This is a genomic window from Clostridium sp., assembly GCF_029267215.1.
Taxonomy (GTDB): Bacteria; Bacillota; Clostridia; order Clostridiales; family Clostridiaceae; genus Sarcina.
The window spans coordinates 1-24,821 of record NZ_JARIDH010000050.1 but is presented as its reverse complement, the minus strand read 5'-3'; the positions used below and the strand labels follow the sequence as shown (position 1 = coordinate 24,821).

General features: G+C 27.1%; 22 protein-coding genes. 6 read left to right on the top strand and 16 right to left on the bottom strand.

Features of this window, described 5'->3' with window-relative positions; genetic code table 11:
• Positions 1-20 precede the first annotated feature (20 nt).
• Together rpmE and Q1K13_RS09535 are read left to right on the top strand one after the other, a co-directional pair.
• Positions 21-227, top strand: coding sequence for a 50S ribosomal protein L31 (gene rpmE / locus Q1K13_RS09540; protein ID WP_003452406.1), 207 nt, complete (start codon positions 21-23; stop codon positions 225-227).
• A 102-nt stretch (positions 228-329) separates the two neighbouring features.
• Positions 330-1,454: an MGDG synthase family glycosyltransferase gene (locus Q1K13_RS09535; protein ID WP_300350039.1), complete on the top strand. Its 1,125-nt coding sequence runs from the start codon at positions 330-332 to the stop codon at positions 1,452-1,454.
• Between the two features lie 102 nt (positions 1,455-1,556).
• On the opposite strand, the gene rho is transcribed toward Q1K13_RS09535, so the two are convergent.
• From rho to Q1K13_RS09475, 12 genes are all read right to left on the bottom strand, one after another.
• The gene (gene rho / locus Q1K13_RS09530; RefSeq protein ID WP_300350037.1) at positions 1,557-3,035 is read right to left on the bottom strand and encodes a transcription termination factor Rho; all 1,479 of its coding nucleotides are present in this window, start codon (positions 3,033-3,035) and stop codon (positions 1,557-1,559) included.
• A 334-nt stretch (positions 3,036-3,369) separates the two neighbouring features.
• Positions 3,370-4,977, bottom strand: coding sequence for a CTP synthase (pyrG, locus tag Q1K13_RS09525; RefSeq protein WP_300260272.1), 1,608 nt, complete (start codon positions 4,975-4,977; stop codon positions 3,370-3,372).
• A 347-nt stretch (positions 4,978-5,324) separates the two neighbouring features.
• Positions 5,325-5,744: a YwiB family protein gene (locus Q1K13_RS09520; RefSeq protein ID WP_300260269.1), complete on the bottom strand. Its 420-nt coding sequence runs from the start codon at positions 5,742-5,744 to the stop codon at positions 5,325-5,327.
• A 24-nt stretch (positions 5,745-5,768) separates the two neighbouring features.
• Positions 5,769-6,749, bottom strand: coding sequence for a tRNA 4-thiouridine(8) synthase ThiI (locus tag Q1K13_RS09515; protein WP_300350035.1), 981 nt, complete (start codon positions 6,747-6,749; stop codon positions 5,769-5,771).
• A gap of 37 nt (positions 6,750-6,786) precedes the next feature.
• Positions 6,787-7,425 (bottom strand): stage II sporulation protein R, encoded by a 639-nt coding sequence (spoIIR, locus tag Q1K13_RS09510; RefSeq protein ID WP_300260263.1) that lies wholly within the window; start codon positions 7,423-7,425, stop codon positions 6,787-6,789.
• Between the two features lie 73 nt (positions 7,426-7,498).
• Positions 7,499-8,362, bottom strand: coding sequence for a 4-(cytidine 5'-diphospho)-2-C-methyl-D-erythritol kinase (gene ispE / locus Q1K13_RS09505; protein ID WP_300350032.1), 864 nt, complete (start codon positions 8,360-8,362; stop codon positions 7,499-7,501).
• A 128-nt stretch (positions 8,363-8,490) separates the two neighbouring features.
• Positions 8,491-11,121 carry a cyanophycin synthetase gene (gene cphA / locus Q1K13_RS09500; RefSeq protein ID WP_300259355.1) on the bottom strand — a complete coding sequence of 877 codons (2,631 nt, stop codon included), beginning with the start codon at positions 11,119-11,121 and terminating at the stop codon, positions 8,491-8,493.
• The gene (locus tag Q1K13_RS09495; RefSeq protein ID WP_300350030.1) at positions 11,108-11,935 is read right to left on the bottom strand and encodes a cyanophycinase; all 828 of its coding nucleotides are present in this window, start codon (positions 11,933-11,935) and stop codon (positions 11,108-11,110) included. The genes cphA and Q1K13_RS09495 overlap by 14 nt, the downstream gene beginning before the upstream one ends.
• A 102-nt stretch (positions 11,936-12,037) precedes the next feature.
• Complete coding sequence (locus Q1K13_RS09490) at positions 12,038-13,600, bottom strand: DUF3794 and LysM peptidoglycan-binding domain-containing protein (protein ID WP_300350027.1); 1,563 nt, start codon at positions 13,598-13,600, stop codon at positions 12,038-12,040.
• A gap of 522 nt (positions 13,601-14,122) precedes the next feature.
• Positions 14,123-14,359 (bottom strand): Veg family protein, encoded by a 237-nt coding sequence (locus Q1K13_RS09485; protein ID WP_300259361.1) that lies wholly within the window; start codon positions 14,357-14,359, stop codon positions 14,123-14,125.
• Between the two features lie 157 nt (positions 14,360-14,516).
• The gene (gene yabG / locus Q1K13_RS09480) at positions 14,517-15,413 is read right to left on the bottom strand and encodes a sporulation peptidase YabG (RefSeq protein WP_300350024.1); all 897 of its coding nucleotides are present in this window, start codon (positions 15,411-15,413) and stop codon (positions 14,517-14,519) included.
• A 197-nt stretch (positions 15,414-15,610) separates the two neighbouring features.
• Positions 15,611-16,615: a CotS family spore coat protein gene (locus tag Q1K13_RS09475; RefSeq protein WP_300350021.1), complete on the bottom strand. Its 1,005-nt coding sequence runs from the start codon at positions 16,613-16,615 to the stop codon at positions 15,611-15,613.
• Between the two features lie 111 nt (positions 16,616-16,726).
• Between Q1K13_RS09475 and Q1K13_RS09470 the strand changes: the two genes are divergently transcribed.
• Positions 16,727-17,848: a glycosyltransferase family 4 protein gene (locus tag Q1K13_RS09470; protein WP_300350019.1), complete on the top strand. Its 1,122-nt coding sequence runs from the start codon at positions 16,727-16,729 to the stop codon at positions 17,846-17,848.
• Between the two features lie 166 nt (positions 17,849-18,014).
• Here the strand turns inward: Q1K13_RS09470 and Q1K13_RS09465 are convergent, their stop codons facing one another.
• From Q1K13_RS09465 to Q1K13_RS09455, 3 genes are read right to left on the bottom strand one after another with little or no spacing between them, the layout of a single operon-like run.
• Entirely contained in the window at positions 18,015-19,055 is a 1,041-nt protein-coding gene (locus Q1K13_RS09465) for a CotS family spore coat protein (RefSeq protein WP_300350016.1), read from the bottom strand.
• A 13-nt stretch (positions 19,056-19,068) separates the two neighbouring features.
• Positions 19,069-19,734 (bottom strand): hypothetical protein, encoded by a 666-nt coding sequence (locus tag Q1K13_RS09460; protein WP_300350013.1) that lies wholly within the window; start codon positions 19,732-19,734, stop codon positions 19,069-19,071.
• A gap of 6 nt (positions 19,735-19,740) precedes the next feature.
• Positions 19,741-20,748, bottom strand: a complete 1,008-nt coding sequence (locus tag Q1K13_RS09455; RefSeq protein WP_300350010.1) for a CotS family spore coat protein — start codon at positions 20,746-20,748, stop codon at positions 19,741-19,743.
• Between the two features lie 379 nt (positions 20,749-21,127).
• Between Q1K13_RS09455 and Q1K13_RS09450 the strand changes: the two genes are divergently transcribed.
• Entirely contained in the window at positions 21,128-22,276 is a 1,149-nt protein-coding gene (locus tag Q1K13_RS09450) for a glycosyltransferase family 4 protein (protein WP_300350008.1), read from the top strand.
• A gap of 532 nt (positions 22,277-22,808) precedes the next feature.
• Positions 22,809-23,219 (top strand): peptide deformylase, encoded by a 411-nt coding sequence (locus Q1K13_RS09445; protein WP_300350005.1) that lies wholly within the window; start codon positions 22,809-22,811, stop codon positions 23,217-23,219.
• A gap of 92 nt (positions 23,220-23,311) precedes the next feature.
• Here the strand turns inward: Q1K13_RS09445 and Q1K13_RS09440 are convergent, their stop codons facing one another.
• Positions 23,312-23,911 carry a TetR/AcrR family transcriptional regulator gene (locus tag Q1K13_RS09440; protein WP_300350003.1) on the bottom strand — a complete coding sequence of 200 codons (600 nt, stop codon included), beginning with the start codon at positions 23,909-23,911 and terminating at the stop codon, positions 23,312-23,314.
• A gap of 270 nt (positions 23,912-24,181) precedes the next feature.
• On the opposite strand from Q1K13_RS09440, the gene Q1K13_RS09435 reads away from it, so the two are divergent.
• The coding region (locus Q1K13_RS09435; protein WP_300350001.1) for a DUF5692 family protein at positions 24,182-24,821 on the top strand (640 nt) is incomplete at its 3' end.

Here is a 24,821-nt window from a genome sequence, read left to right as displayed (position 1 = left end):
TTTTGAAAGAGGTGAATTACATGAGACAAGGCATACATCCAGAATACCATCACGATACAGTGGTTAAGTGTGCATGTGGAAACACTTTCACAACTGGTTCAGTTAAACCAGAACTTAAAGTTGAAATATGCTCTAAGTGCCACCCATTCTTCACAGGAAAACAAAAAATCGTTGATGTTGGCGGAAGAGTTGATAAGTTCAACAAGAGATTTAATCTTAATAAATAATTTCTTTATGGGAAAGACTCAAATCTTTCCCATTTTTCTTTATGAAAAATATTTTTTAATTAATATAAATTAAAATATAGTTAATAGAAGTGAGTGGATATAATGAAAAAAGTTCTTATTTTAAGTACATCTACTGGTTATGGACACGATCAAGCTGCAAACTCATTAAAAGAACTTATAAAAAATAATAATACAGAAATCGTTATACATGATTTTTTAAAAGACAATCGTCTTTTTAACTCATCAATAATTAACGGTTATGAGTTATGTGCAAGGTTCCTAGGAAATATTTATGGATTTTTTTATAGACTTATTAATTTTAATTCTATAAATAATATTATGAGTATTTTTTTCTTACCAGTTTCAAAAAAATTAGCTAAATATATTTTAGATTTTAATCCAGATGTAATAATTTCAACCCACCCTCTAGCAATAAATATTTTATCTTATTTAAAAAAGAAGAAACTTATCAATGTACCTATCATTTCTATAGTAACAGACTTTGAATGTCATGCTACTTATGTTTCGAAGGAAGTTGATCAATATATTGTTGCTAGCCAATATACAAAAAAAAGTCTTATTTCTAAAGGAATAGATGAAAATAAAATTGCTCCTTTTGGAATTCCTGTTAGACAAAACTTTTATGAACATGATTACCATAAATACATACCCCATCTCCTAGATGGACCAATTAAAATACTATTAATGGGCGGTGGAATGGGTTTAAATAATATATCAAAAGTACTTAAAAAATTATCTGAAGGAAATATACCTTTAGAACTAACAGTAGTCTGTGGAAAAAATAATAAACTTAAAAATCATTTATTAAAGGAATATAATAATTTTAAGGGTAATAAGAAAATAAACATTTTAGGATATACAACTAATATTCCTGAAATCATGAAAAATTCTGACCTTATAATAACTAAACCAGGTGGCTTAACAACAACTGAGTCCTTACTTAGTCAGCTGCCAATGATTATTCCATTTATAATTCCAGGCCAGGAAAGTGAAAATCGTGATTTCTTAGCCCAAAACAACTGTGCTATTCCAATAAGAAATTTAGATGAATTGAACATAGAACTTTCTAAATTTGAAAGTGATAAAGATAAATTAATGAATATGAAAAAAAGTATTTTAAAAATTTTAGAGCCTTATTCTCACGAAGATATAGTTAACCTTTGTAATAAAATAATAGATAATTCTTATAAAAAAAGAAGATATTAAACTTAATTGCTTAATATCTTCTTTTTTATGTTTTATAATTGTGAAATAATCACCTTATATAATATGAATAACCTTCTAAATTTTGGTTTAATTTCACTTTATCTACTCTAGAATACTTTTTGATGCCATTTGTAAGAATTCTTCATTATTTTTTGTTTTTGATAATAAACTTATAAGCTTTTCTGCAATATCTTCTATATTATTTTCTTTTTGTAACATTCTTCTTATTTTAAATGACACATCTCTTTCATCTGGACTAAATAATAAATCTTCTTTCCTTGTACCTGATTTATAAATATCTATAGCTGGGAATATTCTTCTTTCTTGAAGTTTTCTATCTAAATGAACTTCCATATTACCAGTTCCCTTAAATTCTTCAAAAATCATATCATCCATTCTACTTCCTGTATCAACTAAAGAAGTAGCTAATATTGTTAAACTTCCACCTTCTTCAAGATTTCTAGCTGCTCCAAAGAATTTCTTAGGCATTGTAAGGGCCGCTGGATCTAATCCTCCTGAAAGAGTTCTTCCTGATGGTGTAACAGTCAAGTTATAAGCTCTTGCAAGTCTTGTTAGAGAATCCATAAGTATAACCACATCTTTACCCTGTTCAACCATTCTCTTAGCTCTCTCTAATACAATACTAGAAACCTTAGCATGATTTTGTGGTTCTTCATCAAATGTTGAATAAATAACTTCTCCATCAATGCTTCTCTTCATATCAGTTACTTCTTCTGGTCTTTCATCAATTAAAAGAACAATAAGTTTAACTTCAGGATTATTTTTTGAAATATTTTGAGCTATTCTCTTTAAAAGAGTTGTTTTACCAGCTTTAGGTGGTGCAACTATCATACCTCTTTGTCCCTTACCTATAGGACAAATTATATCCATAAGTCTTGAACTTAAATCATTTCCATTATTAGTTTCAAGTCTTAATCTTTCCTTAGGATATATAGGTGTTAATTCCTCAAACTTATTTCTTCCTACTGCTTTTTCTGGACTCTCTCCATTTACTTTTTCAACATAAAGAAGTGCTTTAAATTTTTCTCCTTCTTTAGGTATTCTAACTTTTCCTTGAACTTCATCACCAGTTCTTAAGCCAAATCTTCTTATTTGTGAAGGTGAAACATATATATCATCTTCACTAGTTAAATAATTTCTACATCTTAAGAAACCAAAGTTATTATTATCTAAAATTTCTAATATTCCCTTTGCAGAATCTGATGAACTTATCATATTCTTTAACTGCTCTTTTTTACCTTCATCATTATTATTTCCATTATTATTTAAATTGTTGTTATAATTATTATTTCTAAAGTTTCTTTCCGTTCTTTCTACTTTGTCATTTCTCTCATTAACATTATCTCCATTAAAATTTTGTTCCTTTTGAGATATTTTTTCTCTTAAAACAACTCCATCTTTATGTATTACTTTAGTATTGTTATTTTGATTATTATCACTAACTTTTAATTCTTCAATTAACTCGCTTTTTTTCTTTTTGCTTATATTTTTTACACCTAATTCTTTAGCCTTCTCTTTAAGTTGAACTAAAGTCATGCTTTCATATTGCTTTACAGTCATTTAAGCACCTCCTGCTTATTTTTAATTAATGGAATAAGGTAAAGAAAAGTAAATTTAGATTGCCTTAAAGGCTTTAATTATATAGAAACTTTTATGTCAACACTTTCTTTAATTATTTTAAATAATTACTTTAAGAACTTTAATTATTTTAGAAACCTTTGATTATAATCCGGAATATATGAACTAATTATGTTAAATATTTATATTATTATCCTCTAACATAAAATCTAATCCTATATATATAGTATATTCTTTTCATTTTTATTTCAATATATTAATTAATAAAAAAGGATATCTAACTCTCTTGTTAGATATCCTCATATTTAAATATTAATTATTTATTGTTTAATGCAGCACCAACAAATCCTACGAATAATGGATGTGGTCTGTTTGGTCTTGATTTTAATTCTGGGTGGTATTGAACAGCTACGAACCATGGGTGATCCTTAACTTCTACACACTCAACTAATCTACCATCTGGTGATGTACCAGCTATAGTTAATCCATTTTCTATTAATTGAGCTCTATACTCATTATTGAACTCATATCTATGTCTATGTCTTTCGTAGATTAAATCTGAAGCATAAACCTCTTTACAATTAGTATCATTTTCTAATTTACATGGATATAATCCTAATCTCATTGTTCCACCTAAATCTTCTACATCCTTTTGCTCAGGCATTAAGTCAATTACTGGGAATGGAGTTTCTGGATTTAACTCTGATGAATGAGCTCCCTCTAATCCTAATACGTTTCTAGCATACTCAATAACAGCACACTGCATTCCTAAACATATTCCTAAGAAAGGTTTCTTATTTTCTCTAGCCCATCTTATAGCTTCGATTTTTCCTTCTACTCCTCTGTCTCCGAATCCACCAGGAACTAGAACTCCGTCTACTCCTTTTAACAATTCATCAACATTTTCTTTAGTTACATCTTCAGCGTTTATCCACTCTATATCAACATTAGTATCGTTACTTAATCCACCATGACTTAAAGCTTCAACAACTGATATGTATGCATCATGTAACTCAACGTACTTACCAACTAAAGCAATCTTAGTTGTATGAGTTAAGTGAGTTAATCTATGAACCATATCTGTCCATTCTCTATTATCTATATCTCTGCATCCAAGACCTAATTTTTCACAAACTAATCTATCTAATCCTTCTTTATGTAACATTAGAGGAACAGCGTATAAATGCTCAGCATCTAAGTTTTGAATAACTTCGTTAGCGTTTATATTACAGAATAATCCGATTTTCTTTTTGATATCTTCTGATAATTCTTTTTCTGATCTACAAACTATTATATCTGGTTGAATTCCAATACTTCTTAACTCTTTAACTGAGTGTTGAGTTGGTTTTGTTTTTAACTCACCAGCTTTTCCTAAGTAAGGTACTAATGTAACGTGTATGAAACAAACATTTTCTTGACCTACATCATATTTGATTTGTCTTATAGCTTCTAAGAAAGGTAATGATTCGATATCACCAATTGTTCCACCGATCTCAGTGATTACTACATCTACATCTCTTTCTTTTCCTACTCTATGTACTCTCTCTTTTATTGCATTAGTGATATGAGGTATAACCTGTACAGTTCCACCTAAGTATTCACCTTTTCTCTCTTTTGATATTACTGACCAATAAACTCTACCTGAAGTAACGTTTGAGTTTTGAGTTAAGTTTTCATCTATGAATCTTTCATAGTGACCTAAGTCTAAGTCAGTTTCAGCTCCATCATCAGTTACGAAAACCTCTCCGTGTTGGTATGGACTCATTGTACCTGGGTCAATGTTTAAGTATGGATCGAATTTTTGAATACTTACATTTAAACCTCTATTTTTTAATAATCTTCCTAATGAAGCAGCTGTTATTCCTTTTCCTAACGAAGAAACAACTCCACCTGTTACAAATACGTACTTAGTCTTTTTGCTCATATTCTTTCCTCCTAATGTAAATTTTCACTTGACATCGTTCTTTTTTTCATTTATAATGATAATTACCTCATTTAGAATGGGTTTTTTATTGCTTGATTTAATAACATAATAGATATTCTATCAAATAATGTTATTTAAGTCTAGTGTTTTTTTGCGTTTTTTTAATTTTTTATAAAAATAACGTTTTCTATTTTTATTTTGCTCATAATTAGCAAATTTAATTATTAATATTAGAATTATTACTTTCAAATTATACTGTAATTTGAAAGTTTTTTATTTTTAAAACTAATATTTCATTTAATTCAAATTAAAAATAAGCACAGGATAATATCCCATGCTTATTCAAATTATTCTTCTACTTTAATTTTCATTTCTAAGTTAGTTTTTATTGGCTCTTGTCCTCCAGCAACCAGATGATATTCTATGGATATATTTCCTCCATTTTCATTTACATCTAAATCTAACTCTTTTGTAGTTGTTCTAAGTTCCAACATTCCATAAGGAGTATTATAAAGACAAACTGAAGTATTATCTTTTTCAAACTCCATTTTTGTACTTGTTGTACCCTCTCTATGTAAGATAACTTTATTACCATTTATTCTTAAGGTAGTTTTAGTACCTTCCATGCCTGATATTTCAGTTTCATCATAAGTAGCTATAAATTCGTCACCCTCATTAGAGAATTCTCCTACAGTAACAACCTCTATTTTTTCTTGTCCCTCAATTTCTTGAGCACTACATATTGATATTATAGCTTTCTTTCCCATAACAATATTCCTTTCAACCTAAAATTATTGGTTTATCATATATTGTTTAAGATCTGCATCTTTAAATGGAGTTATAGTTATAGTATTTATTTCTCCATTTCTCTCGTAATTTATCTCAACTGATTCATTTTCTTTTTCTTTACAGTATCTTCCACATATTTTAGCAGCCACTTCTAAATCTTCTTCATTAAACTCTCCTCTTAATATAACAGGAGCACCAGTTGAATTTTTAGGAGTAACTAATACATCTGAATCTTCTTTAAATTTAACTATTTCACTCCACTCTTCACCATTTCTAGCTATTATGGCTTTATTCTTAGGTGATATTCTCATATGTCTACCATACTTAAGGATTTCTATTTCATCCTTAGCCACCTCTTTTTGATTATCAAGTAAGTCGCTTAATCTTATAGCATATCCAGGCTCTGTTAACTTACATCCACCTGCTGGTGATGGATAATCAACTATGTTCCACTTTTCCGCAAGTTCCATTTGAACTTTTCTGCTTCTACCTGATATCTTTAATAATTTTTCTCTATCTACTAATCCATTTAACTCCATTTCTGTTGGTTCTAAATTTAAAGCACATAAAGGTCTTAATATTTTATCACTAAATCCTGATTCTTTTTTAACTGTATTTAAGGCTTGTCTGTTTTGAGACATAGGTCTTTGATTTAAAACCTCTCCTGTTATTATGAAATCAGCATTGAATTTTTCTAATAACTTTCCTGAGTATTTCATCATCATAGAGTGACAATCTATACATGGGTTCATATTTTTTCCTCTTCCATACTTTGGATCTTTAACCATTTCAAAATGTTCTTCTGAAAAATCTACTACCTCTAAAGGCATGTCTATTTGTTTACACATTCTTCTAGCATTTTCTTCATTAAAGAAATAAGATCTGAAACATATTCCTATTACTTCAATTCCTTGTTCTTTTATTAATTTTGCAGCTAATATACTATCTAAACCACCTGAAACCATTGCTAATGCTCTAGTCATATTTTACTCCTCCTAAAATTTGTTTTATTATCCTATGTTAATTCTTTTGCTTAAATAAATCAAATACCTTAAGCTCGAACTTAACTTCATTTTCTTTTTTATTAACAGCTTTAAATTCTTTTTCTGACAAAATCTCTTTCATCTGTTTATCAGTTTTATCATAGGAAACTTGCCCTTTAGTAATATCTACAAAACATAAAGGTGGAAACATAACACACCACCAATTTTCACCCTGTCCATTTCCTATTAAAATCCTATATGCTTCATATTCACCTTGTGGTAATACTATATTACCATATTCTTTAACTGGGAAATTTTCTCTTGTTAATGTTGTTTCAACAGAATAATTAAATCCCTCTTTTTTTATAAATTCTTCTGCTATATTTATAATATTATTATCTTCTTTTTTTAATATCTCTCTAGATTCTTCTAAGCTTTCAGATTTCTCTAACATAGGTGATATATATTTTAAAACTTCATCCTTAACCTTCATTTTTAATTCTTGATCTACATCTGTATTGCTATTAGCTAAGACATGAAATCTAATTAATTTTTCACTTATATTTTCTATAATTTCATTATCTTCATTAGTAGCTTGTCTCTTTTCTAAAGTTGCCCCTATTAATAAACTAAACACTAAAACTCCACAAAATAAAATTGATAATACTTTCTTCATAATAAACACCCCCTGATACCTTAATTATTACCAAGGAGTATTTTTTTATACATACCAATTTTTTATTGAGTTATTATTGATTATTGCTTATTGTTCTTGTTATATAAACATCAGCATATTTATATTTACTTTTTAAAAACTCAAAAGATTTTTGAGCAGTTAACATATTATCAAAAAAAGCAAAAACAGTAGGACCACTTCCACTCATCATAGCCCCTAAAGCGCCACTTCTTTTCATATCTTCTTTTATTGTTTTTAAAACACTATGTTTTTTAAGTGTTACATTTTCTAAAACATTTTTCATATTTCTTGAAACATATCTTAAATCATCATTTTCCATAGCACTTATTAAACCTTCTATATTAACATGTTTTTTTATTTTATTTATATCTAGGCTTGTATAAACCTCTTTAGTTGATACTCCAAAATTAGGTTTTAAAACTACTAAAATTTTATTTTCAAAAGGTTTTAATTGAGTTATAACCTCACCTATTCCTTCGCATAAAGCTGTTCCTCCTTCTATGCAATAAGGAACATCGGCTCCAATCTTAACACCTAATTCTTTTAATTCATCTAAACTAGCATTAACATTAAAAAGTTTATTCATAATAACTAAAACTGCGGCTGCATTTGTACTTCCACCAGCCATACCTGCTGCAACTGGAATATTCTTTTTTATACGTATATTAATTCCTTCTTTTATATTAAATCTCTCTTTAAATAAGGCTGCTGCTTTATAAGCTAAATTTCTTTCATCTGTAGGGACATAATGCTTATTACAAGAAATACTTATACTACTACCTTTGCTTTTTGTTATATCTATAACATCATACAAATCAACAGTTTGCATTATCATTCTTAGTAAATGATAGTCATCTTCTCTTTTTCCAATGGCATCTAAAGCTATGTTTATTTTCGCATAAGCCTTCATTTTCATATAATCACCCTTCTCACATTATTAAAAGCTAAATATAATTATATTATTTTCTGCTAAAAACATAAAGGGTTAATTAAAATAAAGAGAAATCTCCTAAATTCATTAGAAGATTTCTTAAAATACATCAATTATAAATTTACTTTTTTAAGCTCTTTGTTATCTCTATTTTTAAAGTCATTTATTATTTTATAAAGAGGCTCATAGTCTTCAAAAAACATTACTATTGTTTGCCCTTTAATAGCCTTCTTTAAGGTAGCTTTTAAAGCCTCTTCTTCTGATAAAATTATTGAAATATTTTTATCATCTTTAGAAGTCTTTCTTACACCTTCTAAAATCAAATTAGCTACTTCTCCACTTTTCTTTCCTCTTAAGTCCTTATCTTCTTTTATTACTACTGAATCAAAAAATTCTCCACTGATTTCTCCAACCTTAGTAATCGTAGTAATATCTCTATCTCCTGGAACACCAATTATTCCTGTTATGTTTTTAAAGCCTAAGTTTTTAAGAGAATTTATAACAGCCTTATATCCATCAACATTATGACCATAATCTAAAATAACATTCACTCCATTAACATCAAAAATATTAAACCTTCCTCTATTATCCTCTGCTGAAGATTTAAAAGTTCTAAATCCTTTTGATATTATACAGTAGTCCATATTTATACCAACTAATGCTGCACATGCTGCCATAGCATTTTCTATGTTATGAAGTAGTTTTCCATCCATAGTAAATTTCATTTCTTTTGATGTTGCTATCTTATATTCTTTTCCTCTATTTTTCACATATATAGTTTCATCCCTATAAAATACTATTGGATTTCCCTCTTCTAAATTCTTTTGTAAATACTCATTATTTTCATTCATTGAAAATAAAATTTTCTTACCATTTATTCTATATAATATATTTTTACTCCATTCATCATCAGCATTTAAAACTGCATACCCATCATTTTTAACTGCTTCACCTACTAAGGATTTAACAAATGATAAATCTTCTAAATCCATTATCCCATCTATTCCAATATGATCTTCTCTTATATTGGTTATTACTCCTACATCAGCTAGATTATATGCTAATCCTCGTTTTACCATTCCTCCTCTAGCTGTTTCTAAAACAGCTACATCTATTTCTCTATTAAGTAAAACTGATTTAGCACTTTCATAACCAGTATCATCACCTTGATGAATATATTTTCCATCTATCATAACACCTGATGTAGTTGTACATCCTACCTTATATCCCATAAGATTAAGTACATGAGATATTAATCTAACAGTGGTAGTTTTTCCATTAGTTCCTGTAACAGAAATTACTGGAATATTTTTATATCCACTTTTAAACATATTATTAAGTATGTATTTGCCTACATTTCTACTTTCACCAATAGTAGGATAATGATGCATTCTTATTCCTGGTGCAGCGTTTATCTCTAATATTATTCCACCAGTTTTATCTAAAGGCTCATCTATTGATTTTGCACATATATCGATACCACATATATCAAGACCTATAGCTTTTGCTGCTCTTTCACATATCTCTATATTTTCCTTACATATTATATCTGTACAGTCCTCAGCACTTCCTCCAGTTGATAAATTTGCAGTTCCTCTTAAAATTAACTTTTCTCCATAATTTAAAATAGTTTCTAATGAATATCCTTTTTTAGTCAACCTACCTTTTAATTCATCATCTATTTTTATCTTAGTTAATGGTTTTTCATGACCCTCTCCTCTAAGTGGATCTGAATTTAAAGCATCTATTAAATCTTTTATGCTTCTTGTACCATCTCCAATTATGTATGGAGGTTTTCTTAAAGAAACTGCTACAACTTTATAATCAACAAGCAGAACTCTATAGTCATTTCCTACTTTAAATTCCTCTATCATAATCTCTTTATCTTTACATTCTTTTATAATTTCTGAATATGCTCTTAGTAATTCTTTTTCATTTTTTATATTTAAAAATACTCCACATCCTTTACTTCCCCACTGAGGTTTTAAAACGGCTGGATATCCAACTTTATTTATGACTTCTAAAAGCTGAATTGTACTAACAACCTTTTCTCCCTTAGCAACAGGAATACTTTGAATTTCTAACAACTCTTTTGTGAGCATCTTATCACAGGCAATATCTATTGCAATTCCATTTGTATTATTTCCTACAGTTGCACTAAATCTTTTTCCGGCTTTACCATATCCTATTTGATAAAGACTTCCATTTCCTATAGACATGACTGGTAACCCTTCTTCTTTAGCCGCATCACATATAGCCTTGGTTGAAGGACCAACCATTTCTTCTCTCATAACTTTTTTTATTATTTCTAATCTTTCATCAAAATTAATTTCTTTTTTGTTTATAATTGTATTCATTAAATCAACAGCTAACTCTGCAATTAAAAGTGCTGTTTTCTTTAATTTATACTCAAAAATTATATAATAAAAGTCCCCTTCTATTTCTCTTGCTTTACCATACTTTACATCTATACCTAACTTATTATGTATTCCTATTATTGTATGTTCACAAACATGAGCTAAATAAGTTCCCTCTTTTAATCTTTCTAAAAATCCACCCTCTATATCTATTCCACATCTATGAGTATATAATTCTGGAACATATCCTAATAATCTTTCATTAAACCCATCAATACATTTTGTAGGTGTTTCACAATATCCTTCTAAGTCAACATCTAGTCTTATACAACTTTTATGAGAATAGATATTTCTTCCTTCAAAGATACGTTGATTATTTATCTTCATTTCTACTTCTTTCCTCCTCAAAAGGCACCCTAGTTTCTAAATTTAATTTTTTGCCTGATGTTAATACATGTAATTTAACATTGAAAATACTAAAAACCTCATCTTGTTGTTTCTCAGATATATTGCTATAAGTAATTTCTCTTCCATCTACAATATATACAGAGCCGCTTCCTATTACAGTTAATTCATTATCATTTATAACAATGGCTGTATCTTCATCTATTCCAATACCTAAAACCTCAGGATTTTGACAAACTCCAGCCAAAAGTCTTCCTATTCTTCCTCTTTGAGAAAAATGTTGATCTATTAAGGTGTTTTTTAAAAGCCCTAATCCACTAGACATATTCAAAGTACTCTTCTTAGGAGATTCCTCCTCTTCTCCACCTACAATCATAATATCACTCATAACAGATGCACCAGCTGAAGTTCCTACAAAATAACATCCTTCACAACTTCTTTTCTGTAAAGTATCGTATAAGTATGTACCTCCTATTAAACTTGTTATTCTTAGTTGATCTCCACCTGTAAAAAATATAACAGAGGCATTCTCAACTAACTCTAGATTTTTAGTATTAAAAGCCTCTTCTCTTTCAGTAATATGAAGTTCTTCTACCTTATTTATTCCCATACTTGAAAATATATTTTTATATTGTTCTTTTACAACATTAGGACACTCCGTGGCTATAGTAGCTATAACTAAATTTCCATCTGTTTCTTTTAATTTATCTGCAACAAAATTTAGTATTACTTTGTCTCCTTCTTTATCCTCTGCTCCTCCGATTATTATCAAGTTTTTCTTAATATTTTTTTTCAAAACTCTTCACCTCAAATCATGTATTTTTTATTTTTACCACATTTTATATATTTATTCATATAAAAAGAGCTTTGTAATTCAAAAATTACAAAGCTCTAAAAATTATAATAATGCTCTACCTGGAATAATTAATTTATCTCCTTCATAAATCATATTCTCATCTTCTATATCATTAAGTTTTACTAAATCATCAATAGTTGTTTTATATTTTTTAGCTAAATCCCATAAAGTATCCCCATGTTGTATAGTATATATTGTTACAGATGATTTTTTTTCAACATTCTCTTCTAATTGTTCAATATCTTCAATATAATCTTTTTCAAATATATCTGAACATTTAGCATGGAAATACATTATAGCTTTTATTGCTATAGTATTTGCTTCTATATTTCCATTTAACTCCTCAATATTTGCTTTTATATCAAAACTCATGCCACTTTCAGCCTCTGGCATATCTAAAGCTATTTCAAAAGGAATTGTTCCACTTGCTTTACTTAATAACTTTTCATCATCAGTTATTTTATATATAGACTCAACATCTATATTACCCTTAATTATAATTCTTGAATCCTCAAAATAACTTTCCATATCTGAGATGTTACAAGTTGTATCTAGAACTTGCATAGCATCTCCTGTATCTTTTCCTAAATCAATATTTCCCTTTACTATAACCTCATTTGAAATTTCACTTACTCCCATATAAACATTACATTTCTCTCTTAAAGGATTAATATTTTGAGTTGGAGAGTATAAATCCTCTATTGTTTCAATAACCTCAACCTTTGATACTTTAACATTAGCATCCACAGTTAAATCCACATCTATTATTCTGCTTTCACCTAAATCATTTTGAGAAATTTTTGCATTATAATCCTTAATCTCAAAATATCCTGAACAATCCATATCTGCATTTACACCTAAAACTTCTTCTTCATTAGATAAATATAAATCCTCTTCTAAGGATATTATCTCTCTTGAATCGTAAGCTCTATAAATAGCATTTATTTTAACTAAACAAGAAGCTTGTATTTTATCTTCACTTAATTTTATTTCTTGTTTGTGAACCATATAACTACATTTTATTATTTTACCTATTTGTGGTTTGTCCATTCCAATATTTATTGGTAATGCTCCACTCATAGAAGAAACTATATTAGCTATTGTTTTTTCTATATTTTCAGGCTTTTTCTTTATTTGAACATCTCCTAATCCATCTAAATCTTTTATAAAGTCTATTTTTTCTTCCTTATAAACCTTATACTTTGTTTTGAGTTTTCCTTCAATTTTTATCTTTCTTTCATTGATTATGTTCACATTGATATGAGCTAGATTACACTCCATATCACACATCATACTATGTTCAGCACCTGATATGTCAATAAAGCTAGATTTCTCCTCTTTATAACTAACATTATTTATTCCTAAACCTTCTTCTTCTCTAGCTAAATATATAACATTACATTCAACCTTATATACTAATAATATCCTCTCATTTTGAACCTCTTTGTTTATTATACAAACATTAGAGTTTACAGAAAGCACCTCATAAACATCTGGTTGAGTATCTGGTATTAAGTATTCTTCCTTAAACGGTATGTCTTCTGAATTTTCTTTTAAAATCTTTTCAAAGTCAAGACTCTCTTTTATAATATCTAAATTCACCATTTTATCCCTCCTAAATAATTTACTACTATAATATATATGTATGATAGTTTTATTATGATAATTCTTCCTATTAATTACTTAAATTAAATTTATTTGAATATTTAATATTTTACCTATTTTATAAACGTTTACATAATATTTTAAAATAAAATTAAAAATTTTCTTATTTTTTTCGACATTTTTATATAAAAAACTGTTGACATGTCGAAAAATATGTCGTATTATAAAGATGGTTATTGACCATATAACCTCTCATAAATTCTCAATACCCTTTTATACCATAGTTGAAAGATGGAAACCCACCATCTTTCTTTTTTTTACCTTTCAAAAATACTATAAAATTCATTGAATTTTCCTAATTTATCTGTCTTTGTTTTAAGCTAGTATTGATTTAATATGGAACTTTCTAACCATATTAAAATAGAACAATCTATTTAAATCTCTAAAAATATATTTAATTGTCAATTTATTTTTATAAATAAAAAAGCCAACTAAGAAAAACTTCTTAGTCAGCCCTTTTATCTAACCAACAAAATCTAATTGAACTGTTTTTGTAAGTACATCTGAATAACTGTATGTCACTTTCCTTTGGGTGTCTTTTTGTAATCTAACTACAAAAATACTTGGGTGAACACTTTCTAGTATTCCTTCATTTTCTAAAATCTTTTTTCTTCCACCATTAGCTCTAAGCTTAACTTTTTCACCTACGTGGTCCTCAATGTTTTTTCTGATGGAGTTTAATGTAATTTTAGTACTCATCTTAACACCCTCTTTCTTATTATATATTATACACTAAAAAAGATATTTTTTCAAATAAAACAAAATATTTTACTATATAATTCCCTGATTTGTCAATAAAAATATACTATATTTAATCTAAAACATTCAATTATATTATTTACAAAAAAACTTAAAATTATTCTTGATCAATTATATATGATGATTTAGGATATCCTTCTCTATATTTTCCTCTTGTTTGAAGTCCTCCAATTCCCTTTATTCCTGTTATTGTATTTTCTATAACATCCTTTATTGATACAATCTCATCAATTCTTGTGTAAGCTATTCTTTCACATACAAGTACTGGATCTAAACAATGTATTAAAACTCTGCTTGGAGAGCTAGCAAAATTAGCCCCTGCTTCTAAAATATTTTCATAACAAGATTGGCAAGCTCCTGCAAATATAACAAGTTCATCATAACTAGAATTATAACTTCTAAGTAGCTTAACTGAATCTATGAAATATTTTGAGTTTCTATAGTTATTTAAATCAAGCATTCCCTTTTTATCTTTTAAAACACCATCATGACCAGTTAAAACAACTATGTCTGGATTATATTCTTTTACTAGAGATAAAATTTTTTGAGGTTGTTCTTTTTCTGGTATTGCTACCCCAATAGCATTTAAGTTTAATTGTTTATAAACCTTTAAACAAGTTTCCATATATGTTGCATCACCATCTATGTGAAGTATTCTCCCAGGACGACCAAATACTAACTCCTGTTTATTATCATTTTTTCTAATATCCTCATCTAAACCTCTCAGCATATTTTTTTCACCATTTCTTTCTTCTCTACTTAAAAGAACTTTATTTATAATATCATTAACCTTAGAATCAAAAGTTTTATCTTTATCCCCAGCCATACTATCTTCTACTTTTTCTAAATCATCCTCTTTAGAATCAGCTATTATTCTGATATGAAGTCCCTTTAAAACATAAATTATTTTCCCATCAACTTCTTTTATATCTATAATTTTAAAAGTTACATCTTTATCATAAGACTTTCTAACTACAAAATCTCCAACTTTCATATGTTATCTCCTATTCTATTAATCCTAGTACATAATATGATTTCACCTTATCAATTGTGAGATTACGATTTTTATAAATACAAATCAACAAAATAAAAAACTCTCTTTTAAATGCCTTTTAAAATTTATATAAACTATTAATTTAAAACAAAGTCTAAAATAAAAATGGTGCCTATAAAATAGACACCTAAAAGAAATTATCCTTCTTGATTATATTTTTCTTTAAAATCTGAAATAAATTTAACATATCTTTCTTTCTCATTAATTATGTTGTTTATCTTATTTAAAAATATATTTTCTCCCCACATAACTTCATTGTAATAATACCTATTTGCCAATCTCCAATATCTTTGTGGGAATAATAAGAATGCATAAATAACTTTATATTCCTCTTCTTTTAAAGGACTAACTGAATTGTATGCATCTAGTATTGCCTCTGCATATTCAATGTTCCAATCCACTCTCTTTAAAACCTTTTTCATAAAATTAGCTATGTCATATGTTCTGATTTCTCTTTTACAATAATCAAAATCTATTATATTTACTTCATTATCTTCCCCAATTATTATATTGTGATAAGTATAATCATGGTGGCAAAACACCTTTTCATTCTCAGCTTCATCACATAACCTTAAATATTCTGAACTGTTTAAAACTTTTGCCGCCCTTATAGCTAATTCTTTATAAAATTCTATGTTTGTTATATAAAGTAGATCAAAATCCTTCTTTAAATTTTTCTTTCTAGCCATCCCTCTCATTTTTTCAAGAGCTTTACCCCTCTTTTCCATTAGATATGGCCATCTTCCTAAATCAGTTTTAAGCTTAGAATTTTCAGGTGGATCATACCCTTTACTAGCTTCATGTAATTCTGCTAATTTAATGGTAGCTAACTTAACCTCATCAATATTAGTGAAATCACATTCCCTTCCACCTATCCAATTAGATAAAGTATATAAATCCTCATTTACTAATGCATATGGCTCATCTTCTGTATTTAAAAAATATCTATCTACATTCTTAAACCCATTTTGGGCTAAATGCTCCTTAGCTCCATATACAAAAAGTAGTTTTTGAGTTCCATAATTTATTTTTTTTAAGCATCTTTCTCCCTTATTAGTTTTAAGATAAAAAACACCTTTTTTAGGCTTCATTTTTTCTATTTTCATATTAAATTGTCTTTCTATTTCAAATTCTCTCATCATATCTATTCACCCCCTACCATATTTATATGTCATAATACAGTGTTTTATTAACATTTTATTCCACATACAAATATAATAATATATATTTATTTATACTGAAAGGATTTTACTATGAAAATTTGTATAGATGGACGAGCAGCAACTCTTTATAGAGGAACTGGTATAGGAAATTACACATATCAAATAATAAATAATCTTAATCAAATAGATTTTTTAAATAATTATAATATACTTATTCCAAAAAATTCATCACTTAACCTTTCTAATAAAACTAATTTTACTTATTTAAATTCAAGTTCAAACACAGAAAAAAATTTTTGGGAATTTATAAATATCCCTAATCCTAAAGAAAATATTTTAGGAGATGTATATCATATCCCTCAAAATGGTATAGGCTTGTCAAAACCCCAGGATATAAAAACTGTAATAACCCTTCATGACATAATACCAATGAAGATGCCTCATACAGTTAGTGATACCTTTTTAAGAATATTTAATTCAAACATACATTCAATATTAGATAATATAGATGGAATAATCACAGTATCAAATTATTCTAAAGAAGATATAAGCAAAACTTTTTCTTATCCAAAAGAGAAAATCTTTGTCACTCATTTAGCAGCAGAAGAAATTTATAAACCTTTAAATAAATTTCATTGCAAAGAATATATAAAAAGTAAATATGGCATAGATAAAGATTTTTTATTATATGTAGGTGGATTTAGTCCTAGAAAAAATATTTTAGGTCTTATAGAAGCTTTTAACTTAGTAAAAAATTCTCATAAAAAAGATTTGAAATTAGTAATAATAGGAACAAAAGGACCTTCCTATGAAATATATAAAAACAGGGTTTGTGAATTAAATTTAAATTCTTCTGTTATATTTCCTGGATTTATAGATATAAATGATATGCCTATATTCTATAGCGCTTCTAAAGCCCTAGTTTATCCTTCTTTTTATGAAGGATTTGGATTACCACCATTAGAATGTATGGCTTGTGGAACTCCTGTAATAGCTTCAAATGTGACATCTATACCAGAAGTTTGTGAAGACTCAGCTCTTCTTGTAAATCCATCTGATATTGATGAATTAAAAGAAAATATATTGATTCTTTTAAATGACTCTAAATTTTATTCTATGATGATTCACAAAGGACTTGCTCATTCTAGTAAATTTAACTGGAAAAAAACAGCCTATAAAACCCTAGAAACATATGCTGAAATAAAAAAATAAAACTTTATATTAAATTCTGTTTTAATAAAGTATTGATTTTAGCTGTCCCATAAGACCTTCTTATTAAGAGGGTCATAAAGTTTTATCTAAAATCAATAATAATTTAGAATAGAGCCTTATATTAAAAAGGCTAGTACATTTTTATATGCTGTACTAGCCTTTATGCTTAATTGTTTATCTTCTCATTTAAATAATTAATAAGAATTTCTTTTTCCTTTGTGTATTCTATCTTCTTAATAAACTTATTAAGAAAAGATTCGTATCTCCAATCTTTAAGTTTGTAATAGTACTGGGTAGCTATTGTATAAAAGTCGTGAGGAAATCTTAAATAAATATAAATTAATTTCTTTTCATCCTCTGAAAGATGGTTTACATAATCATATTTTTCAATTATTGTATCACACATTTCTAAATTGAATCCAAACTTTTTAATACTCTTAATTAAAAAATTACAAAAATCAACTACTCTAAGATTTATATTACAATAATCAAAATCAATAAAACTAACCTTTCCCTCCAAGAAAAGAATATTGTGATATGCCAAATCATTATGGCAGAGAGTTATTTTCTCTTTATCTTTACAAAGTTCATTATAATTACTCTTTTCTAATGCCTCTATACAAAAATCTATATCATTTAGATGGTAATCAACCTCTCTTAAAAAATTTTCATCAAACTCATTTTTATATTTATATTTTAATACCCTCTCTTTAATTTCCTCTAATTCTCTTTTACTATCCCTAAATTTTTTAGTTAGAGAAAATAATTCGCTATTATTCTTAATAATATTTTCATGAAAAATATCAGTTATTCCATATCCAGCCTTATGAAGATTTGCAATAGCTTCTACTATTACTTCAAGTTCTAAAGGATTTGCTATATTAAATTCCGTACCTTCAAAACAATCTAAAAGTATATAATCTTGCCCTTTCCAAGTAAATTTATTTTCTCCATTTGGAAGTCTATTTATTTTTAAGACCCCCTTATAATTATTTCTTAAATATTCAGTTACCTTAACTATAAAGTCTAACCTTTCATCTCCATAATTAATTATCTTTAATATCTTTTTTCCTTCCTTTGTATCAAGTAGAAATACATTCCTACTTGGTCTTAAATCTTCAATATTTAATCCTAAACTTTCAAAAAGTTTCATATCCAAATCATATCTACATAAATACTTCTCTTCACTATACCTTATTTTCCCCATTTTCCTCTCCCCTTTATATTAAAAAATCTTTATTCATAAAAGTTTCAAGCTTTTCTAAGTCTATACCATTATCCTTTAAATAAGCATTCTGCAAATACTTTATAGAATTATATGGATATGAGATTAATGATTCTATATAAATAAAGCTTTCTTCCCCTAATCCTTCCTTTTTTAGTGCGTAATTTATTAACTCATCTGAAAGCTTTCTTTCTATTTTAAGCTTTTTAAAATACTTATAATAATCATCTTCAATCATTCTAAATGTAATATTAGAACTTTTACTTAAAACAATAGTATTATTTTCATTTTCTTTTTGAAAATATATTCTTTCTACACACACTTCTTTCCTGTCCATAGCTCTTTTTATTAGCTCTTTAAAATCAATATCATAAATAGTCCTTATACTTTTCCTTGCATATTCTTTAACCCTAGAAATTTTTTCATCTTCAAAATTAAGTCTTTCAACTCTTTCATTCCACACCTTGAAATTCTGAACTATTTTCCATATTTCATTAGGAAATTTAAATCTAATAGAATTTTCTTCTTTAAGAAAGATATGATGAAAATAAAATAAACCCTCTATATAAATTTTAGAATTTCTTCTTCCTTTACATAAATCTTTTTCATTAACCACATTAATATTATTGTTTTTCAAAAAAAATTTTACTTCTTCATTCACAAAATCTCACCTCAAAGTAAAATTACTAAGTTCATTTACAAAATTTTCTCTCTCTTCCCTGTCTTCAGCATACCTACTTAATTTCTTCATAAAATGCTCCTCACTCCAAGGTTGTTGCTCCCAATAATACTGTATTCCTAATTGCCAATAAGCCTGTGGAAACTCAATAAAAGATGCAATAATAGGAATTTCACAATTAAATACTTCTTTATTTTCTCTATATGCATCTAAAATAAATTCAAAAGTTTTTAAATTCCAAGCTCCCTCTTTCATTGTTCTTACAGAAATACTGCTTAAGTCATGTAAGTGAGTATCTAATATACAATAATCAAAATCTATTATATTCACTTCTCCATTTTCAAGCATAAGTACATTATGATTAGCAAAGTCGTGATGACAAAATCCTAATTTCCTAACCTCTTTCTTCATCAAATCAAAATATTCACTTTTTTTTAAATCACCCAATGTTTTCTGAACCTTTTTTAATTCCCCATCCATTATACTTAAATATAAATTATCAAAATCAGATTTATATGCCTTTTGATTAATTCTCTTCTTAAAATCTAAAATCTCTTTTCCTCTTGTCTCAAAATTTTTGTACCATCTTCCCCAATATATTCTTGGATTTAATTCTTTACTTATAGTAAATCCCTCACTACAGTTATGTAGTTCACTTAATTTATTTGCAGCTTTTTTTAAATCATTCAAGTCTTCATAATCACATTCTCTACACTTTAACCATGGTGTTAAATAAGCAAATTTACCATCTAAACCTATATAATCTTTTCCATCTAAGGTTTCAATAATTTTAGGTATAGAATTAAATCCTCTTCTCATAAGGTGCTTTTGTGCTGAAACTATAAAATAAAAATGAGGATATTGATAACCTATTACCTTTAAACAATATTCCTCATCATAAGTTACAATCTTATATGTGTTTTTAACCTTAATTATTTCCTTGCTTTCTATACCATAGTTTAAAAATACTTTATTCTTTATATACTCAATTTCCATAACCCCATTGATAAAATCTATAAGATAATAATCCTTTCTCCTAAATACAAGCATTCTAGCTAAACTAAGATTTTATAAGCATGTATCAGAGTTATAGGACAAACTTTTTAACCTTAGATTTTAACTAAACTAAGATTTTATAAATATTATTATCTTTTTATAGATTCTTACCAACAGTCACCTCCCTCCTAAAAAATGATTTCACCTTTAAAGAAAATTTTACCTTGCTAAAAATAAAAATATGTTCTTATTAACTCTTCCTAAAAGCTTTTTAATTATTATATGTAGATGAAATTATTCTTGTTACATGCACATTTTATATTCTTAATTAATATTATTAATTATAGTAATTATTTTTTTAGATTGGAGAGGATTAATTATGCATACCTTAATAGATGCAAGGGGAGCAACTTGGTATCGTGGAACTGGAATTGGAACTTATACTTATAACTTATTAAACAACATATTTGAAATAGATAAAGTTTCTTCCTATGATCTTATTTGTTCTGGAGAAAAAATTAAAGAATTTGACTTAAATAATACTAAATTAATAATGTCTTCTAGAAAACATCAAAAATTTTTTGAAGATTATTATATTCCTTCCTATGGAATAAAAGAAAATATAGACTTACTTCATATTCCTCAAAATGGTATTGGACTTAATCCAAAAGGAAATTTTGCAAAACTTGTAACAATTCATGATTTAATTCCTTATATATTGCCAGAAACTGTTGGTAAAGGTTACTTGAAAAAATTTCTACAAGCTATGCCAGAAATAATTGATAATTCTACTGGAATAATTACAGTATCAGAATACTCAAAAAAAGATATTTTAAGATTCTTTCCACACTTTCCAGCTGAAAATATTTTTGTAACCCACCTTGCTGCTAATAAAAACTTTACTCCACTTGATAAAGAAAAATGTTTATTTGATGTTAATAATAGATTTAATTTCAAAGGACCTTTTGTTATGTATATTGGAGGGTTTAGCCTTAGAAAAAACGTAAGAGGATTAGTTGATGCCTTTAATAAAATTCATAAAAATATAGATCCTAATTATAAACTTTTAATCGTTGGTGGACTTAGAGATGAAGGGCTTAAATTAAAATCATATACAGAAAGTCTTCAAATTGCTGATAAGGTTATATTTACTGGATTTATAGAAGATGATTATCTTCCAACACTTTATAACGCCACAGATTTATTTGCATATCCTTCTCTTTATGAAGGTTTTGGACTTCCTCCCTTAGAAGCTATGAGTTGTAAAACAGCTGTTTTAACCTCAAATATAACTTCTATTCCAGAGGTTGTTCCTTTCAAAGAAGCTTTAGTAGATCCAAATAACTCAAAAGATGTTTCCTTAAAATTAGAAGAATTGCTAGTAAATGATTCTTTAAGACATAAACTTGAAAACTTAGGTTTTGAAAGAAGTAAAGAATTTACTTGGAAAAAAACTGCGGAAAAAACTATTGATATATATAAAAAAGTTATAGATATTTCAAATTCATCTCTTGCTTGTGAAAGATGAGAATTCTCTAAAGTTTAGTTAAAATCAAATTCCTTATATCAAAAAAGTCCTATTAAAAATTTTACTATTAATAGGACTTTTTATTTTAAAATTAAGTTATATTTTAAAAGAGTATTGATTTTATCTATCCCTTCAGACCTGCTTAATTTCGCAGAGAGTTTCTATTGAATATTACAGAATAATAGCTAAAGCGAAGAAACTCCCTTTGGTCAAACAACTTCGCTTCTTAACGCTATTATTCTTCCATATTCAATGAAACTCTAAACTGCGTATTAAGATGGTCATAAAGTTCTATCTAAAATCAACACTAGTTTAAAACAGAGCCTAAAAATTAAATATCAATAAAAAATAATGGTTTTATCTTAATATATTAAGCATAAGACCATTATTTTTTTTATGTATTAAAAACCAGATTAATTAGTTTTGAAATTAAGTGTATTATAGTATAATTAGCAAGGATAAAATTAAAAGATATATTTTACTTAAATTAATAGTATTAATATTTTATGCCTTCAGAAAGGAATGAATAAATATGATAAAACCAATTGTAAAAGATATATTGTTTTTAAAGCAAAAATCAGAAGATGCAACTAAGGAGGATATATCTGTTATTTATGATTTAGAAGATACATTAAAAGAAAATTTAGAGTATTGTGTTGGTATGGCTGCTAACATGATAGGAGTAAAAAAACGTATATTAGTATTTGTCTTAGGAAATTTTATAGTTCCTATGGTTAATCCTGTTATATTAAAAAAAGAAAAGCCTTATGAAACAGAAGAAAGTTGTTTATCTTTAACTGGATTTAGAAAAACCAAAAGATATGAAAAAATAGAAGTAGAGTATCTTGATAGAAATTTTAAAAAACATAAAGAAACATTTAGTGGATTTACAGCTCAGATAATTCAACATGAAATAGATCATTTTGAAGGAATAATAATTTAATTTTTATTATGACTTTTTAAATAAGAATAAAAATAAGGGGATGTATCAAAATAAATTTTATTAGTATATTTTTGATACAGCCCTTATTACTTTTATTGATTTTTTATCTTAAAGTTAGATAAAAGTAATTTAAAGTCAAGCTCTATTCTAGATTTTAGATTGTAACTTCCTTTATGAAGACACCAATCAAATACTGTACCTCTTGACATTCTCATAATTATCATAGTCAACTCTAATGAAGAAAGAGAGGTGTCTAATTCATTATTTTCTAATAAGTCTTCCACAATAGATTTAACTTCTAAAGTTATATAACGATCAGGTTTAATAGTGTAATTTTCATTTATAGAAAGCAAGTTTTTATATATTTCACTTACAAATACCCACCCAAGTTTTTCTAAAGTAGTTGCACCTTCAATTAATAGAAAAAATAATTTATCAATGTTTGAAGAGAATTCTTTTGACTTAAAGTTATCCATTACTAAAATATCAACCTGTTCATAGGTTTTATTTATTATTTCTGACTTTGATTTGAAGTGATGATAAAAAGCGCCAGTTGAGATATGAGCTTCTTTGCAAATATCTTGTATTTTTACAGAATCAAATCCATTTAATTTAAAAAGTTCAGTGGCAACTTGTGTGATTTTAAGTTTAGTATTAATAGCTTGTTTTTGTCTATCAGTTAGTTTTTTCATTATAAAAACCCCTTTAAATAAAAGATATATAAATTTGTTTAATATATGATTATTTAGTATAGCATAAAAATAAATTTAAATATATTTGTTAATTTTTTTAAAACAATACGTTTAAACCTTTGAAAAACAAAGGGGAGCATGATATATTTTAGTTGCAGAATTAGATTCGGTGAATTTAATTCTGTATAAGGTTTTATAAATTTAAAATATAAACAATTTAAAATCAAAGAACTAATTAGAATCATATGAAAAAATAATTGGAGGTGTAATATGGGAATATTATATGAAAGAATGTCTTTTGAAGGATTTGCAATAGTTCTTTTTGTATTAATGGCACTTATGGCATTTAATGAACTTGGAAGATCAAAAAAATGGGCTGGTATATTATTATTTATAATAGTACCTACATTTTTAACTATTTTCGTTTGGCCAACTACAGCCGCTCCAGGAAACGAATATGGAACTGGAACTTGGTTTAACTGGGTAAAAACTTACTCAGCACTTGCAGGGTGTATTTGGTTTATGGCACTTAGATATATTCCATCATTACAAAAGAAAAAATGGGCCTTATCTCTTCCAGCAATTATATTGGCAGTTAATATATTAGAGGCCGCTATTAGAGATTTTCAAATATTTAGTTATGGATTAACTAACGGTGGAGTTGTGGACAACCTTTGGACAATCTCTGGACCTTGGAATATTATGAATGGTATAGCAGGAATATTAAATATAATCACTATTTGTGGTTGGTATGGAATATTTATATCAAAAAATGAAACTAAAGATATGATATGGCCAGATATGATATGGGCATGGGTTATAGCTTATGATTTATGGAACTTTGCTTATACTTATAACTGTATATCAGATCACTCAATTTACTGTGGAGTTGCATTATTACTTTCATGTA